The organism is Streptomyces sp. NPDC003691 (genome assembly GCF_053981115.1).
The window spans coordinates 1-15,127 of record NZ_JBSFNQ010000033.1 but is presented as its reverse complement, the minus strand read 5'-3'; the positions used below and the strand labels follow the sequence as shown (position 1 = coordinate 15,127).

Here is a 15,127-nt window from a genome sequence, read left to right as displayed (position 1 = left end):
CGGGGCCTTCGACGTTTCCAGTCGCGGTCACTCTCTCGTAGCGACGGCCCGACAATCGAATCCGGGACGGAACACCTGGAACGTCCCGCGGTAGTCCCGGCCCTGCGCGACGACCGCGCCGAACACGGCCGCGAACGTATGCCGCGGCACCCCCAGCCAGTCCGCCCAGGTCCCGTACTCCCTGGCCTCGTCCACCAGGCACTCACCGGCGTCGAACACCACGGCACGAATCATGCTCGGCAGGCTGGAGCGGTGCGGAACGAGCCGACAGGCCGCGGGCCCGGTCCGGCAAGCGCGGTCTCAGCCGGGTCCGCCACTGCGGATTCACTCGGAGATATACTAAGCAGACGAGTTGATATCTTCGGAGGTGCATCGATGAGTCGCACGGTGATCGACCTGGATGACGAGTTGCTGGCCGCCGTGGCCCAGGCACTGGGAACAAGCACCAAGAAGGAGACGGTCAACACCGCCCTGCGAGAGGTCCTGGAGAACCGGCGCCGGGCCCTCGCTCTGGCCCGGCTCCGCGCCGCGGCGGTCGACGGCGGCTTCGACCTGGACCTCTTCGACGACAAGGGAAACTACCGGCGGTGAGCGCGGCGCAGTTCCTGATCGACACAAGCGCACTCGCCCGGTTCCTCCGCGGTGATGCCGAGCAGTACGGCTGGGACCGCGCCGCGGCAGCCGGGCTCATCGCGACCTGCCCGATCACCGAGCTGGAGTTCTTCTACAGCTCACGATCGGCCGAGGACCGTGCCCGGGGCATCGAGGACCTGCGGATGATCTTCGGCTGGGTTCCGGTCGACGATCGCGCCTACGACCGCGCCTGGCAGGTACAGGAGTTGCTGACCCGTCGCGGTCAGCACCGCAGCGCCGGGGCGGTAGACCTCGTCGTCGCCGCCACGGCAGAGTTGCAGGGGCTGACCCTCCTGCACCGCGATCGCGACTTCGAATGCATTGCCGCTGTCACCGGTCAGGCCTTGCAGTGGTTCGGGCCCGAAGCGGGCAAGTAGGAAGATGTCGGCCGCGAGGTCGCACTCCGGGCCTTGGAGGGAAGCGTGGATGAACAACTCGGCCCCCTGTCCGTCCAACGGCGAAGCGGGAGCGATTGCCTGCAACTCGGCGGGAAGAACGTCGGGGTGCTTAGCGACTTCTGGCAGTGGGCCTGTTCCGACCTGGCCGGCAACACCATGCGCGGGGTCCTGGCCGAATACATCGTCGGCACCGCGCTGGGCTCCGTCGGCGGCACACGTGTCGAATGGGACACGGTCGACATCCGCACCCCCGAGGGCTGCCGGGTCGAGGTGAAGTCGGCCGCCTATCTGCAGTCCTGGGAGCAGAAGGCCCTGTCGAAGATCTCGTTCTCCATCGCTCCCGCCACCGGCTGGGACGCCTCGACGGGCACGATGTCGTCCGAGGTCCTCCGCCGCTCGGACGTCTACGTCTTCTGCCTGCTGCACCACCAGGACAAGCGGACTCTGGACCCCCTCGACCTCACGCAGTGGACCTTCTACGTGCTGCCCACCCAGGTGCTGGACGAGCGGTGCCCCTCTCAAAAGACGATCAGCCTCGCCGGACTCCAGCGGCTGGAAACCGTCCGGACCGGCTTCTCCGGCCTGGCGGAGGCAGTGGCCGGTTGCAGCTGAAGGTCCTCTCCGGCACCGTCTGACCTCCACTTCAGAATCGAAGCGGACGCTTGATCCTGCAGCGCTCAACGGAGGGCAGCTTCAGCCCGCGCAGCAGGCCGCCGGGCCGCTCGCGGTCATCCCACCCGAGACCGGGCCGGTGCGGTCCTCGGACGGGCGACCAGGGCATGGTGTCGGGCCCGGACGGCCCGGCGCTCCCCGGCCTCGGCGAGCACCGCGGCTCTGGCTTTCTCTCCGGCGTCGAACGCCGCCGGAGAGAAGCGGTCGCCGGCTCCGACGTGCCGTACCCAGTCGTCCTGCCAGAACTCCACCGTCCAGCCCGGCCACAGCTCTGGCACTCGGTAAGCCTGCGGCGAGGAGTAAAGGCACCACCAGCCCAGATAGCGGCGGTCCAGGTCGAGGTGAATGCCGGAGTTGACGTGCAGGTGGCAGCTTCCGTGCACAGGGGCGTCCGCCAGGCGGTCGAGCAGGGCGGTGCCCTCACGGACAGGGTGGTCGAAGGCGTCGGAGGCGACATAGCAGCAGCCGGCGCTGACCGTGATCACCACACCGCCCGGGTCGGAGCCGGTCAAGTCCTCGTCGCCGGGGGCGAGGAACGGGGGCAGGGAAGCGTCCCCTTCGCGGCAGCGGACGTACTCCGGGTCCAGTCCGACGTACTCGCGCAGTTCGGCCGGGCCGTCGTACAGCCAGCGGACCTCCCAGCCCGGCCACGCGGCTCGAATCAGCTCGAACACGGCCGCGCGGTGGCGGAGCTCCGTGCTGGGCCCCTCCCAGGCGAAGAGCAGGAGCACCTTCCGGCCGAGGTCGAGCAGTACCCCGCCCTGGGCCATGGTGTCGTCCAGCCACCAGCCGTCTTGGCGGAGTCCGGGAAGCACGGCGAGAACCGCTGTCGGCCCTTCCAGCAGGTCGAGGTCGATTCCGACCGCCCAGCCGGTCCGATACAGCTCATGTGTCCCGTCTTCGCGGACCACGATGATGTTGGCTCTGTCTCCCATGGGGTCAGGATGACCGGGCGGGAAGCCGCCGGCCATCCGTTTCCGCGGCTCCGAGGCTCCGGTGCCCGAAGAGTGAAAACGGCCCGACATGAGGAGGCGGCGCGCCGCGGTCGCCCCTCACGTGTTCGATCTCGCGCCTTCCTCTCGCCTCCGACCAGGCACGTTGCCGGAGGCACACCATTCGCTATGGACTCTTGGCCATCTCTCCGGCTCCAGCAGTGGTATGGGGGGCCATACGGGAAGTATGGTCGATTGTATGGGGACGAAAAAGGTGACCGTAACGATCCCGGAGGATCTCCTTGAGGAGATCCGCGGGGAGGCGGCCGAGCGCGGCCTGTCTGCGTATGTGGCCGAGGCATTGCGTCTCAAGCGCGACCGCGACCGGCTCCTGGAACTGGTCGGCTGGCTGGAAGAGGAGCACGGGCCGGTCACGGAGAGCGAGGAATCGGCCGTACGCGACGAGCTGGACGATCTCGATGCCGAGCATGCGCGTCGCGCGGCCGGGCCGAACCGGGCGGGAGAAGCCGCGTGAAGCAGCGGGGCGGCAACCACAGTCCACCGCTGCGTGTCTTCGTGCTGGACTGCGAAGCCTTGTCGCTTGCCGTGCGCGGGGATCGGATGATGATCGCCCGGCTCAAACTGGCCGCCGCAGGTGAAGCCGAGGTGGTGACATCTCCCATGACGCTCGTTGAGGCCTACGACGGCAGAACCACTGAACAGCGCTGGGATTGGGTGCTCTCCCGCGTCGGCGTTGCGGACATCGGCAGAGACGAAGCACGGCAAGCCCGCCGGCTCTTGGCGGACACCGGGCTGCACGGTCACAAATACGCAATCGATGCTGTACTCGCCGTCATCGCACGGCAGCAGAAGGGGCAGGTCACGGTCTTCACTTCCGATGTGGACGACCTGGAACGACTCGTCCCGGACAGGGTCGTTGTCCAGAAGGTGTGAATCCCGGCCCGGTCTCGTTCATCGGCCGGAGGCGGTGCCCCTCAGATCTGCACCACGCGTACGTCCCGGGCGTCCAAGGCCCTGAGACAGGCGCTGAGGATGCAGGCCGTCTGCCCCGCGGTGGTGGGGCGCATGGCCGGGGCCGAGCTGCGGGCCTGCGGGACCGTGCACTCCTTCACTCCGCCCAGGTCCCGTACTCCCTGGTCCCGTCCACCAGGCACTCACCGACGTCGAACACCGGCGCACGAATCATGACCGGCAGGCCGGGTGGGTGGGGCAGGAGGTAGGGGGAATGCCGTACGGGTGGGGAGGGGGCGGGCTAGCGTGTGTTCATCGGACCGGGGGCACGGGGCACGGGGGGAAACGATGGACATTCCACTGGCGGCGGCTGTTGCGGCGGTGCGGGACGAGTTGGTGTCGGCGGCGGCGGTCGTCGGGGAGCATCCGAATCTGGTGTTCGCCGTGGGGCCGGTGGAGATGGAGTTCGCGGTCGAGATCCGGGCGGACGCGAAGGCGACCGGCAGGTTCAGTCTCTGGGCGGTCGGGGCGGACACCGAAGCAGGGGTGTCGCGCGGGCGTACGCACCGGGTGTCGTTCACGCTGACGCCCCGGGACGCCCGGGGCGGGGACGTGCTGGTGGCCGGGGCGCAGGACCGGCCGTCGGGGGCCGGGGACAACGGGGAGAGGGTCGAGGACTGAGGGCGGCGGCGGTCGGCACGGGTCGGGAAGCGGCGTGGAACGAAGTCGGCTGGCGGGGCTGACCGGGCCGGGGGGACCGGGCTCCGGCTATGCGGTGGGGGGCCGGCTGGTGCTGACGTCCGCGCATGTCGTGGGCCGGGCCGGGGCCCGGGTGGAGGTGTTCCACCCCGGTGCGAAGGACTCCGGCGGCGGGCCGCCGCCGGGCGGCACGGCGGTATGGTGCGGCACCCCCGGCGGCCGGTACGACGCGGCGCTGGTGCTGGTGGACGAGGACCCTCGGTGGACGGCCCCGGCCGGGCCCGTCCGGTGGGGCCGGATGGCAACCGACCGGCCCGGCGCCAACTGTCTGACCTGGGGCTTACCGGATCTCGCCCACCGTGACGGCCAACCGCCCGAGGCCGAGCAGAGCCGGGGGCGGATCAATCCGGGCAGCGGGTTCGTGGCCAACCGGTACGTGATCGACCTGGACCGGCAGCCCCCGCGGTCCTCGGCCGCCCTGAGCCGGCCGTGGGGCGGCCAGTCCGGGGCGGCGGTCTTCTGCGACCGTCTCCTCGTGGGTGTGGTCGCCGCCGACCGGGCCCACTCGGACCACAGCCAGCTGACCGTGGTGCCCGCCTACCTCCTCCGCCACGACCCCGGGTTCCGCGCGGCGCTCGCCGCGCACGGCGGCGGCGCGGAGGGCTTGGAAGCGGTGGAGTTCCAGCACCTCGCCGACCTCGACCACATCGTCTCCCGGACCGGGCGGTCCTCGCCCTCGTCGCTGTTGAAGGCCAGACAGCAGAGCGTCCCGTTCCACGGCCGCGAGGACCTCCTCGCCGAGCTGACCGCCTGGTGCCTCCGGGACGGCTTCGGCGCCTGGCTGCTGCACGGACCCGGCGGGCAGGGGAAGACCCGCCTCGCCCACCAGCTCGCCGGCCGGCTGGCCGCAGAGAACTGGGCCGTTCTGTGGCTCCATCCACGGGCGTCGTACGAACAGCTGCGTGAGATCCGGCATGCCTCCAAACCGCTGCTCGTCGTCCTCGACTACGCCGAGACCCGCACCGACCAGCTCGGCGCGCTGATCGAGGCCGCCGTCGAGCATCCGGGCACCACCCCGCTCAAGGTGCTCCTGCTGGCCCGCACCGACGGTGACTGGTGGGCCGGTGCCAAGCGGGCGAGCAGCCTTGCCGAGGATCTGCTCGACTCCGCGCCCGCCCGTCCGCTGCCGCCGCTCAACGACGATCCGGCGGACCGCTCACGGTCCTACCGGTCCGCGCTCCATGCGCTCGCCGTGGTTCTCGCCGAGGGTGCCGGAGCCCCGGCGCACCCCTGGCGGACCGTGGCCGACCGACTGCCCGCGCCCGGTCTGGAGGACGACGCCTACGGCAATGCGCTCACCCTCCAGATGGCCGCTCTCGCGGACCTCCTCGACACCGCCGCGCCGCCCACCGCCGCGGACCGGACCGTCCGGACCACCGCCGCCGAGGTCGAGGACCGGCTTCTCGGCCATGAGAGCCGCTACTGGGAAGGCATCGCGGTCAGCCCCGGCGTGCAGCTCTCCGAGCTGTACCCCCAGGCCCTCGGAACAGCGCTGGCCGCGGCCCATCTGGCCGGAGCCGCCGACCGTGAGGACGCCGACTCCCTGTGGTGCCGGATCCCGGTCCTGGCCGACCAGCCCCGGGCCCGCCGCGACCGGATCACCGACTGGGTCGCCGCGCTCTACCCGGCGGACACCGCCGACCGGGTGTGGGGCTCGCTCCAGCCCGACCGCCTCGCCGAACGGCTCGTCGGCCGCACTCTCGACACCGATCCCGGGCTCGCCCACAATCTGCTGGCAGGAGCCGATGAGGCCCGCATCGTTCAACTCCTCTCCGTCTACAGCAGAGCAGCCGCCCATCCGGTCTTCCGCGGCCGCCTCGACTCCGGTCTGACCGGACTCTGCGTACGCCATCACCGCCGGCTCGCACGGCAGATCGTGGCCGTGGCCACCCGCACCGACCACCCCGCTCCTCTTGTCGACGCCCTCGATGCGATCGCCGCGGACCCGGCTACCCCACTCGACGAGCTGGACGAGCTCAACAATCTCTTCCCCGACCACAGCCACCGTCTCGCGGCCACCTCGACCCGGCTGCTGACGACCCTGAGCGCCCGCTACCGCTCGTCGGCGGCCGAGGACCGGGACGAGCACCTGCCCGGCCTGGCCAAGTCCCTGCACAACCTCGGGCTGCGGCTGGGGCAGTCGGGACGGGCGGCCGAGGGCCTGGACGCCCTCCGGGAGTCCGTGCTGATCCGGCACGAACTGGCCCTGAGATATCCCGCCGCCCTCCCCCGCTACGCCGCGTCCCTGAACAGCCTCGCGGCCCGGCTGACGGAGCTGGGGCAGTACGAGGAGAGCCTGGCCGTCATCGAAGAAGCGGTGAAGATACGCCGCGCCCTGGACGAGGCGTTTCCGGGCATCCATCTGCCGGACCTCGCGATGTCGGTCGACAACCTCGGATGGGCCCTCGGCGCCGTGGGACGCCACGAGGCCGCCCTCGCCACCGTCCGGGAGGCAGTGGGCCTCTACCGCGCCCTCGTCCGGGACGACCCCCGAACCCACCGGAGCGGTCTCTCCCGGGTCCTGCACAACCTCGCCCACCGGCTGAGGGAGGCAGGAGCGCCGGAGGACGCTCTGGCCGCGATCGAGGAAGCGGCCCGGATCCGGCGCGCCCTGGCGGAAGCGGACCCCGACGCCCATCTGCGCGATCTCTCGGAGTCCCTGGAATTCCTCTCCATCTGTCTTGGGGCCATCGGGCGGCACCGGGACAGCCTGGCCGCCGTCGAGGAGGCCGTACATATCGAGCGGGTTCTCTCCGAAACCGATCCCGACGCGTTCCGCTACGGCCTCGCCACCTCGCTGACCAACCTCTTCTACTGTCTGGCCAGGCTGGGCGGGCCGGCTGACGCGGCGCTGGCCGCGGTGGCGGAGGCCACCGACCACTTCGCGGCCCTCGCCCGGGTGACACCCGACGTCCATCTGCCCCATCTGGCCAAATCCATGGAGCTGCTGGCCGTCACTCTGTGGGAGACCGGGCGGCGGCGGGAGGCGATCACCGAGATCGGACGGGCCGTGCGGACCCGCCGGATGCTCGCCGAGGCGAACCCCGGACTCTTCACCGAGGATTTCGAGAACGCCCTGACGATAGCCCGCGAGTTCAGCCTCCGGTTCTGAGACGTGGCGGCACCGCTTCAGGGCCGGTCGGTCCGTCGGTCCCGTCGCGTCGGTCCCGTCGCGTCGAACCGGGCCGAACCAGGTCGAATCGGGCCGGTGGCTGGAGGAGTCGTACGACACAGGTCGGCAGGAAAGTACCCAGTGGTGTCTTCACCGACACTCGGCAGCGCCGCCGCGGGCGGTCAGGCTGGAGCCATGACGACAGCAGAGAACATGCCCCTGTCCGTGCCCGCGCCCGGCTACGTCTGGGCCGCCGTCGGGGACGCGCCGGTGAACGAGATTTTTCCCGGGATTCGGCAGCGGCCGCTCTGGAAGGGGGAGCGGGGGGCTTCGGCGCAGGTGCTGGAGATGGAGCCGGGGGCGCGGTGGGTAGGGGTCGATGTGCACGAGCCCGGGCCCGAGGAGGTTTTCGTGGTGTCCGGGGTCTTCAACGACGGGTACCGGGACTATCCCGCCGGGTCCTTCATCCATGCGCCCGCCGGGTCCTCGCACGTGCCGCAGACCGAGACCGGGTGCACGCTGTTCGTCTTCTATCCGGAGGGCTGACCACCACAGCCGCGGAAGGGCCCCGCCGGGCGCGGCGGGGCCTTCGGGCGGGTCAGGCGAACTGGCCGGCCCGGTAGCTTCCGGCGGGCTGCTGGGTCATCACGTTCAGACGGTTGAAGGCATTGATCGTGGCGATCATCGAGACCAGGGCGATCAGCTGCTCCTCGTCGTAGTACTTGGCCGCGTTCGCCCATGCCTCGTCCGTGACCCCGCCCGTCCCGTCGGCGATCCGGGTGCCCTGTTCGGTCAGCTCCAGGGCCGCCCGCTCGGCGTCCGTGAAGACCGTCGCCTCGCGCCAGGCCGCGATCAGATGCAGGCGGGTGATGTCCTCGCCCGCCGCGGCGGCCTCCTTGGTGTGCATGTCCAGGCAGAAGCCGCAGCCGTTGATCTGGCTGGCGCGGATCTTCACCAGCTCCTGGACCACGGGGGACAGGCCCGCCGCGGTGATGACCGGCGCGGTCGAGGCGAGGTGCCGGATGACCTTGTTCGCGGTGGGGCTGCCGAAGATGTTCAGTCGGGCCTGCATGGTGTTCTCCATCCGCCGTTGTCGTGGGCTACACCTCTATGACCGTGGCGGGCTCGCGGATGTGACACGGTCCGGTGTGACCTGGGTCTCATGCCGGAGCCGGGCGTAGGTCACCGTACGGAGCAGCAGTTCCACCGGGCCGTACCGGTGGCGGGCCATCAGCCACCGGCTGAGGGCGAGCTGCCCGGCGTACAGCAGGAGCGCCCCCGCGACGACGACGGCGGGCGAAAGGCGGTCGTACAGGGCGAAGCCGTACGCGGTGAAGACCAGGGCCATGACGAGCGACTGGCTCAGGTAGTTCGTCAGCGCCATCCGCCCGGCGGGGGCGAGAAGGGCCGCGGCGCGGGCGCCCCGGGCGGTGCCCAGCAAGAGCAGTGCCCCGCAGACGTACGAGACGGTGAGCGCCGGGGCCGTCACGACCCCCACCAGCTCCCCGAGGATCACCCAGCGCGGCCCCAGCGGGCCGCTGAACGCGAGCGCCATGAAGATCCCGCCGGGCAGTCCCGCGGCGGCGCCCAGCAGACAGTAGCGGCGCAGCGTCGCCCGCCGGTCCCGGGTGCGAGGGGCCGTGAGCAAGTGCCGCCTGCCGCCGTACAGGCCGGTCAGGAAGGCCGCCACGACCGGGCCGCCCATCAGCAGGATCCCGAACAGGGTCTCCGGGAGCTGGGCGAGGTTGGCGGCGAGGACACCGGCCGGGTCCGCGCGGTAGTCGGCGGCCAGCGCGGCCGTTTCCGCGGCCACCTCCGCATCGAGCGCGGCCGCGTCGGCCTCCGACATCACCAGGGACGCCAGTCCGGCCAGGAGCAGCAGGGTGCCCGTCACTCCGTAGACGATCCGGGCGGCGCGCCGGGCCGTCTCCGCGGCACAGTTCCGGGCGGGGATCAGGATCAGCCCCAGCACGGCGTAGGTCATCAGGATGTCGCCGGGGAACAGCAGGACGGCATGCAGCAGCCCCAGTACGAACAGGCCCAGCGACCTGCGCAGCAGCCGCGGCACCGGGCGGGCGCCCTCGCGTTCGGCGGCGGCCGTCTGGAAGGTCAGGCTGTAGCCGAAGAGGAACGAGAACATCAGATAGAACTTGGCGGCCACCAGCGTCTGGACCAGGCCCAGCACGGTCCGGTCAGCGGCCGAGCCGGCCGACTCCCCGATCGCCCCGTAGCCATAGGGACCCGCCATCATCAAGGCGTTGACCAGCAGAATTCCCAGGAGGGCGAAGCCGCGCAGGGCATCGGCCTCCGTACTGCGCGCGGGCCGGCCGTCGGCAGTCGGAGCAGGTGTGGCAGGTGTGGCGGGCAGGTCAGGTACGGCAGGTATGCGGGCCTTCGGGCCGGACACGGCTTCCCCCGGTGATGGTGTGTGTACGGGGCAATACGGTACGGGGCGGGGGCGGGAGCGGGTCAGTCCGCGGCCGCCGCTCTCCCCCGGCGGAACTCCCGGGCCTGCCGGGTGATCACCACGGTGACGCTGATCAGCAGCGCCCACGACGCCCACTTGGTCACCGGCACCGGCGACCACGCGTCGAGCTGGTGCGGATAGGACCAGGCACCGAGGTAGGTGGCCAGGTTCTCGGCCACCCAGAGGAAGAAGCCGATCAGTACGAAGGCGAGCGCGAGCGGCATCCGGGGGCGGATCGACCCCACGGTGTACGCCACCCAGGTCCCGCCCGTGGCCAGCAGCAGCAGGCCCGCCAGCACCCAGCGGGCGTCCGGCAGCCAGTGGTGGCTGAGGAAGTTGAGGTAGACGAGGGCCGCGAGCACCGCCGTCGTACGCGGGCGGTAGCCGGACAGCTCCAGCTCGAACAGACGCCAGGAGCGGCAGACGTAGCTGCCCACCGCCGCGTACATGAAGCCGCCGTACAGCGGCACCCCGGCGACCTTGGTGAGCGCGTCCTCCGGGTAGGTCCACGAGCCCACCTGCACCTTCACCACCTCGAAGGCGAAGCCCAGCAGATGGCAGACCGCCACCACCGCGACCTCCCGGCCCGTCTCCCAGCGCATCGCGTACCCCAGGGCCGTGAGCGCGACTCCGTAGACGAGCAGCAGGTCGTAGCGGGAGACCGGGAGGCCGTCGGGGAGCGCCTCGGCCGCGGCCATGCCGATGAACAGCGCGGCCGCGAAGACACAGGCCCGGGTCTGGAGCCGGCCGAAGACCAGCAGATGCCGGGTGAAGGACGCCAGACGCCGGGCGAGGGCCGGGAGTCTTCCGGGGAGAGCGGCCGCCGTTCCGGGGGAGGGAGTGTTCATGGAGTCCTTCGGGGTGGGAGGGAGGGGATTCCTTACGAGAGGGAGGAGGAGAAGGAGGGGCGGGGAGCGGGGAGGGTCGGGGAGCGGGGAGGGGCGGGGAGCGGGGAGGGTCGGGGAGCGGGCGCGATCGGGGCGTAACCGCGTTCACGCCCGGTGCGGCCGGCGGCGTTGCGCGGAAGCGGATCTTGTGGGGCATGTCACGTGACATGCAGCCCATGGGATGAAAGGGGAAGATGGGGCATAGAGGGCGGCCATGGTCCCTGCCGCCCGCGCCCGCAGGGAGGTGCCATCGCCATGGCCGACCGGAAATCCGGCGGAGGGCGCCGCCGCGGTATCGGGGAGCACGGTCATTACGGCCCCCACCCGCACGCCACCCCGCGCGAGCGGGCCGAGCGCGGCCGGGCGAAGCGCAAGAAGACGCCCCGGTCCGCGCACGCGCGCTACGACCCGCCGTCCGGGCGCCCCGATCCCGTCTCCGTCGTCGAGGAGCAGTCGGCGGCCCGGGTGCCCGACCTCGTGCCCGTGCGCTACGGGCGGATGACCGAGTCGCCGTTCCGCTTCTACCGGGGCGCCGCCGCGATCATGGCCTCCGACCTGTCCGCCGCCACTCCCGCGTCCGGGCTCACCGCCCAGCTCTGCGGCGACGCCCACATGATGAACTTCCGGCTCCTCGGCTCCCCCGAGCGCCGGCTCGTCTTCGATATCAACGACTTCGACGAGACCCATCCCGGCCCCTGGGAGTGGGACGTCAAACGGCTCGCGACCAGCCTGGTCATCGCCGGCCGGGAGAACAACTGGTCACGCAAGGAACGCGCCGCGATCGTCCGGTCCGCGGTCCGCGTCTACCGGCAGCGGATCCGGGCCTACGCCGGGATGGGCAATCTGGAGGTCTGGTACGACCGCGGCGATATGGAACAGGTGCAGGCGCTCGCCGACGAACGGCTCGACCAGCGCGGCCGGATGCGCCTCGCCGAGGCGATGGCGAAGGCCCGTACCCGGGACAGTATGAAGGCCTTCGAGAAGCTGACCGAGCAGCGCGACGGCGGCCGCCGCTTCGCCGCCGACCCGCCGCTGATCGTGCCGGTCGAGGACCTCGTCGACGGCCCTTCGCTGGACCGGCTGGTCACCGAGCTGCACACCCTGGTCGACCACTACGGCAGCAGTCTCTCCATGGAACGCCGCCATCTGCTCCGCCAGTACCGGATCGTCGATATCGCCCGCAAAGTCGTCGGTGTCGGCAGTGTCGGCACCCGCTGCTGGATCCTGCTGCTGCTCGGCCGCGACGACACCGACCCGCTGATCCTCCAGGCCAAGGAGGCCGACCGCTCGGTGCTGGAGCGGTACACGGAGCGGAGCGCGTACGAGAACCAGGGGCAGCGGGTGGTGGCGGGGCAGCGGCTGATGCAGGCCGTCGGGGACGTGTTCCTGGGCTGGGACCGGGTCACCGACGTCGATGTGCCGTACCGCGACTTCTATATCCGGCAGCTGCACGACTGGAAGGGCATCGTCGTACCCCAGGCGATGGTGCCGAAGGGCATGCGTCTCTTCGCCGAACTCTGCGGCGCCACCCTGGCCAGGGCGCACGCCCGGTCCGGCGACCGGATCGCGATCGGCGCCTATCTGGGCGGCGGCGACGCCTTCGACCTGGCCGTCGCCGAGTTCGCCGAGGTGTACGCGGACCAGAACGAGCGGGACCACCGGGCGCTGGTGGAGGCGGTACGGGAGGGACGGGTGCAGGCGGAGGGAACGTAGAGGAAGGGGAAGGGGGGAGGGAGAAGGGGAGGGGGAGGTTATTTCCAGGGGATGTTGAGCCATGGGCTCGCCGGGTCGGTGGTCAGGATCCGGTGGCTGGCCAGCGCGTCCCCGTACCAGTCGCCGAACTCCTCCTCGTCGAAGTGGAGACAGCGGCCCAGGATGTACGCGGCCGAGAACTCCTCCCACGAGCGGTAGTTGGCCCGCGCCGCGCTGCCCGCCCGCAGCACCGCCGCCTCGGTCTCCGCCAGGGTGCCGAACCGGGCGCCCAGGCCCCAGCGGGCCATTCCGGAGGCGCGGCCGTAGTCCCAGGCCTCCAGGGTGCGGATGAACCGGTCGCCCTCCAGCAGGCCGTCGGCGCGGAACCGGGCCTCGTAGCGGGCGATCCGGCCGATCAGCCTCCGTACGCCCGCGGACTGCGCCGCCACCTCGGTCTCGTCGGCCGGGGTGCCGGGGGTGACGCCCTCGGGGGTGATCCGGGGTTCGGCGGCCCGTTCCGCGTTGCCGCGGATGACGCGTTCGGCGACGGCCCGCCAGTGGTCCAGTTCGACCGCGCCGCCGAAGTCGAGGGCGAGGCTGCGGCGGACCCGGAGCGCGAACTCCCAGACCGGGCTGGTCTGCTCGGCGGCGAGCAGGCGCTCCAGGGCGTCCCGCCACTCGGCGGACGTGTCGATGCCCCACCACTCCTTGAGCCGGACGCGCTCCCGCTGGTAGCCGCGGCCGTGGTAGCCGAGGGCGTTCCACAGTTCGCCGTTGTTGACGGAGAGCAGGGCGCCGCAGGCCAGCCCGTGCGCGACCGAGCCGTGCAGCGGGCCGCCGACATGGAGGGCGCGCAGCTTCAGCCCGGGCCGGATCTCGGCGGCGGTGTGCCGCTGCCACTGGGCTCGGTGGGCCGGGGTGGTGAGGAAGTACGCCTCGCAGGGGGTGCCGGGGTTCACCGCCAGCCACGGCGGGTCGCCGGGGTCCCACGCCTTGGCGTACCAGGACAGGGACGCGGAGGAGTAGACCGGGTCGGCGACGGGCGCGGGGAGTACGCCTTCGGTGCGGACGGTCAGGCACGGGCCGCCGACCTGCGGCGAGAAGTCCGGCAGGAACTGCACCTCGCCGGGGTGCGCGTCGAGGAACTGACGGCGCTGGGCCGTGTAGAGCCAGTTGCGGCCGAGGACGTCGAAGTAGGCGGACCAGTCGCCGCGGATCTTGGCCTCGTACAGCTCGCGTTCGATATGGCTGGGGGCGGTCTCCCAGCGGGCGGCGGCGGGCCGCGGGGCCGCGGGCGGCGGGGCGCCGTACGGGCCGGGGGACGTTCCGTATGGGCCGGGGGCGGTGCCGTACGGGCCCGGGGCCGCCGGGCGGGCGCCGGGGGGCGCGAAGGGGTTGCCGTTGTACGCCGGGGGGCCGAAGCCCTCCGGGACGCCGCCGTCGCCGTTCCCCATCCCCGTACCCATACAAAAACTCTAGCGAGCGGAATCCGTAGGCCGGGCGGGGGACGGCGGGGCGGGCCGTCGCGTGGCGGGCCGCCCGGGGGCGGGTGCCTGCGGGTTGAGTACGGGACGAGGGGCCGGGGACGCCGCCCGGGGCCGTACGGCACGGAATGGGCCGGGGCCGTACGGCGCCGGAGAGAGGGAGAAGACGACCGTGCCCGTACCGCCCGCGCCCGACCAGCAGGCCACCGGTTACAGCATTCCGCACGCCTACTGGATGGCCCGGGCCGCGAAACTGGCGTACGCGGGCCGGGACGACGTCGTACGGCAGGCGCGGGAGTGGGGCTTCGACCGGGTCCGGCACCACGAGTCGCTCTTCGAGCCGCCGTTCGCGCTGGAGGACACCCAGGCGTACACGATGGCCGGGGACCGGATGATCGTGACCGCGTTCCGGGGCACCGAGCCGGCCCGGATCCGGGACTGGCTGTCGGACGCGAGCACTCCGCCGTGGCCGGGTCCGGCCCGTACCGGCTATATGCACTACGGCTTCGCCGAGGCCCTCGACTCCGTCTATCCGGGGGTACGCGACGCGATCGCCGAACTCCGCGACGACGGGCAGACCGTCTGGTTCACCGGGCACAGTCTGGGCGGGGCGCTGGCGATGCTCGCGGGCTGCCGGATGTATCTGGAGGAGCCGCGGCTGCGGGCGGACGGCGTCTACACGTACGGACAGCCGCGCACCTGCGACCGGATCCTGGCCTCGGCCGTGAACCAGGGCTTCCGGGACAAGCTCTTCCGCTTCGTCAACAACAACGACATCGTGCCGCAGTTGCCGCCGGAGCCCGCCTATACGCATACGGACGCGGTCCGTTACTTCGACGCGAAGGGGAAGCTGCATACGTCGATGCCGCTGCTCGGCACCCTGGCGGACCGGGCGCGGGGGCTGACGGCGGACGCGCTGGCACCGGCGGCCGACGGGGTGCGGGACCACTTCATCGACAACTACATCGCGGTGCTGGAGCGGAATCTCGAACGGGCGGGGTGAGGGCGCCGCGGACGCATGGCGGGGTCGTACGACGGGGTGGGGTGAGATGGGGTGGGGTGGGGACCGACGGGTACGGGGCCGGGGCCGCTCGTGGCAGGTACGAACCGTCCGCGATG

15 protein-coding genes and 2 pseudogenes are annotated in these 15,127 nt (G+C 71.6%); 10 read left to right on the top strand and 7 right to left on the bottom strand.

Going from position 1 to position 15,127, the window contains the following annotated elements; all coding sequences use genetic code 11:
- Positions 1 to 54 precede the first annotated feature (54 nt).
- Positions 55 to 234, bottom strand: a pseudogene (locus ACWDR0_RS17480) (haloacid dehalogenase); the annotation flags it as partial.
- Between the two features lie 141 nt (positions 235 to 375).
- Between ACWDR0_RS17480 and ACWDR0_RS17475 the strand changes: the two are divergent.
- The 3 genes from ACWDR0_RS17475 (at position 376) to ACWDR0_RS17465 (ending at position 1,643) form a co-directional block, all read left to right on the top strand.
- Positions 376 to 591 (top strand): type II toxin-antitoxin system VapB family antitoxin, encoded by a 216-nt coding sequence (locus tag ACWDR0_RS17475; protein ID WP_456352567.1) that lies wholly within the window; start codon positions 376 to 378, stop codon positions 589 to 591.
- Positions 588 to 1,010, top strand: coding sequence for a PIN domain-containing protein (locus ACWDR0_RS17470; protein ID WP_456352566.1), 423 nt, complete (start codon positions 588 to 590; stop codon positions 1,008 to 1,010). Before ACWDR0_RS17475 ends, ACWDR0_RS17470 begins: the two co-directional genes overlap by 4 nt.
- A 126-nt stretch (positions 1,011 to 1,136) precedes the next feature.
- Complete coding sequence (locus ACWDR0_RS17465) at positions 1,137 to 1,643, top strand: hypothetical protein (protein ID WP_456352565.1); 507 nt, start codon at positions 1,137 to 1,139, stop codon at positions 1,641 to 1,643.
- 116 nt (positions 1,644 to 1,759) lie between these two features.
- Here ACWDR0_RS17465 and ACWDR0_RS17460 read toward each other — a convergent pair whose 3' ends face one another.
- Entirely contained in the window at positions 1,760 to 2,638 is an 879-nt protein-coding gene (locus ACWDR0_RS17460; RefSeq protein WP_456352564.1) for a hypothetical protein, read from the bottom strand.
- A 256-nt stretch (positions 2,639 to 2,894) separates the two neighbouring features.
- Between ACWDR0_RS17460 and ACWDR0_RS17455 the strand changes: the two genes are divergently transcribed.
- Positions 2,895 to 3,170 carry a CopG family transcriptional regulator gene (locus tag ACWDR0_RS17455; RefSeq protein ID WP_456352563.1) on the top strand — a complete coding sequence of 92 codons (276 nt, stop codon included), beginning with the start codon at positions 2,895 to 2,897 and terminating at the stop codon, positions 3,168 to 3,170.
- Positions 3,167 to 3,589: a hypothetical protein gene (locus ACWDR0_RS17450; RefSeq protein ID WP_456352562.1), complete on the top strand. Its 423-nt coding sequence runs from the start codon at positions 3,167 to 3,169 to the stop codon at positions 3,587 to 3,589. Before ACWDR0_RS17455 ends, ACWDR0_RS17450 begins: the two co-directional genes overlap by 4 nt.
- Before the next feature lie 178 nt (positions 3,590 to 3,767).
- Here ACWDR0_RS17450 and ACWDR0_RS17445 read toward each other — a convergent pair.
- Positions 3,768 to 3,842, bottom strand: a pseudogene (locus ACWDR0_RS17445) (haloacid dehalogenase); the annotation flags it as partial.
- A gap of 113 nt (positions 3,843 to 3,955) precedes the next feature.
- On the opposite strand from ACWDR0_RS17445, the gene ACWDR0_RS17440 reads away from it, so the two are divergent.
- From ACWDR0_RS17440 to ACWDR0_RS17430, 3 genes are all read left to right on the top strand, one after another.
- Positions 3,956 to 4,288 (top strand): trypco2 family protein, encoded by a 333-nt coding sequence (locus ACWDR0_RS17440; RefSeq protein WP_456352561.1) that lies wholly within the window; start codon positions 3,956 to 3,958, stop codon positions 4,286 to 4,288.
- A 34-nt stretch (positions 4,289 to 4,322) separates the two neighbouring features.
- Complete coding sequence (locus ACWDR0_RS17435; RefSeq protein ID WP_456352560.1) at positions 4,323 to 7,478, top strand: tetratricopeptide repeat protein; 3,156 nt, start codon at positions 4,323 to 4,325, stop codon at positions 7,476 to 7,478.
- Between the two features lie 195 nt (positions 7,479 to 7,673).
- A complete protein-coding gene (locus ACWDR0_RS17430; protein ID WP_456352559.1) occupies positions 7,674 to 8,024 on the top strand; it encodes a cupin domain-containing protein in 351 nt (116 codons plus the stop codon).
- 52 nt (positions 8,025 to 8,076) lie between these two features.
- On the opposite strand, the gene ACWDR0_RS17425 is transcribed toward ACWDR0_RS17430, so the two are convergent.
- The 3 genes from ACWDR0_RS17425 to ACWDR0_RS17415 form a co-directional block, all read right to left on the bottom strand.
- Positions 8,077 to 8,550, bottom strand: coding sequence for a carboxymuconolactone decarboxylase family protein (locus tag ACWDR0_RS17425; protein WP_456352558.1), 474 nt, complete (start codon positions 8,548 to 8,550; stop codon positions 8,077 to 8,079).
- Positions 8,551 to 8,586: 36 nt separating this feature from the next.
- Entirely contained in the window at positions 8,587 to 9,885 is a 1,299-nt protein-coding gene (locus ACWDR0_RS17420; protein WP_456352557.1) for a DUF418 domain-containing protein, read from the bottom strand.
- Between the two features lie 62 nt (positions 9,886 to 9,947).
- Positions 9,948 to 10,793, bottom strand: coding sequence for a DUF817 domain-containing protein (locus ACWDR0_RS17415; RefSeq protein ID WP_456352556.1), 846 nt, complete (start codon positions 10,791 to 10,793; stop codon positions 9,948 to 9,950).
- A 294-nt stretch (positions 10,794 to 11,087) separates the two neighbouring features.
- Between ACWDR0_RS17415 and ACWDR0_RS17410 the strand changes: the two genes are divergently transcribed.
- The gene (locus ACWDR0_RS17410) at positions 11,088 to 12,545 is read left to right on the top strand and encodes a DUF2252 domain-containing protein (RefSeq protein ID WP_456352555.1); all 1,458 of its coding nucleotides are present in this window, start codon (positions 11,088 to 11,090) and stop codon (positions 12,543 to 12,545) included.
- Between the two features lie 38 nt (positions 12,546 to 12,583).
- Here the strand turns inward: ACWDR0_RS17410 and ACWDR0_RS17405 are convergent, their stop codons facing one another.
- Positions 12,584 to 13,990, bottom strand: coding sequence for a DUF1266 domain-containing protein (locus tag ACWDR0_RS17405; protein WP_456352554.1), 1,407 nt, complete (start codon positions 13,988 to 13,990; stop codon positions 12,584 to 12,586).
- Between the two features lie 190 nt (positions 13,991 to 14,180).
- On the opposite strand from ACWDR0_RS17405, the gene ACWDR0_RS17400 reads away from it, so the two are divergent.
- Entirely contained in the window at positions 14,181 to 15,011 is an 831-nt protein-coding gene (locus ACWDR0_RS17400) for a lipase family protein (protein ID WP_456352553.1), read from the top strand.
- The last annotated feature ends 116 nt before the right edge of the window (positions 15,012 to 15,127 follow it).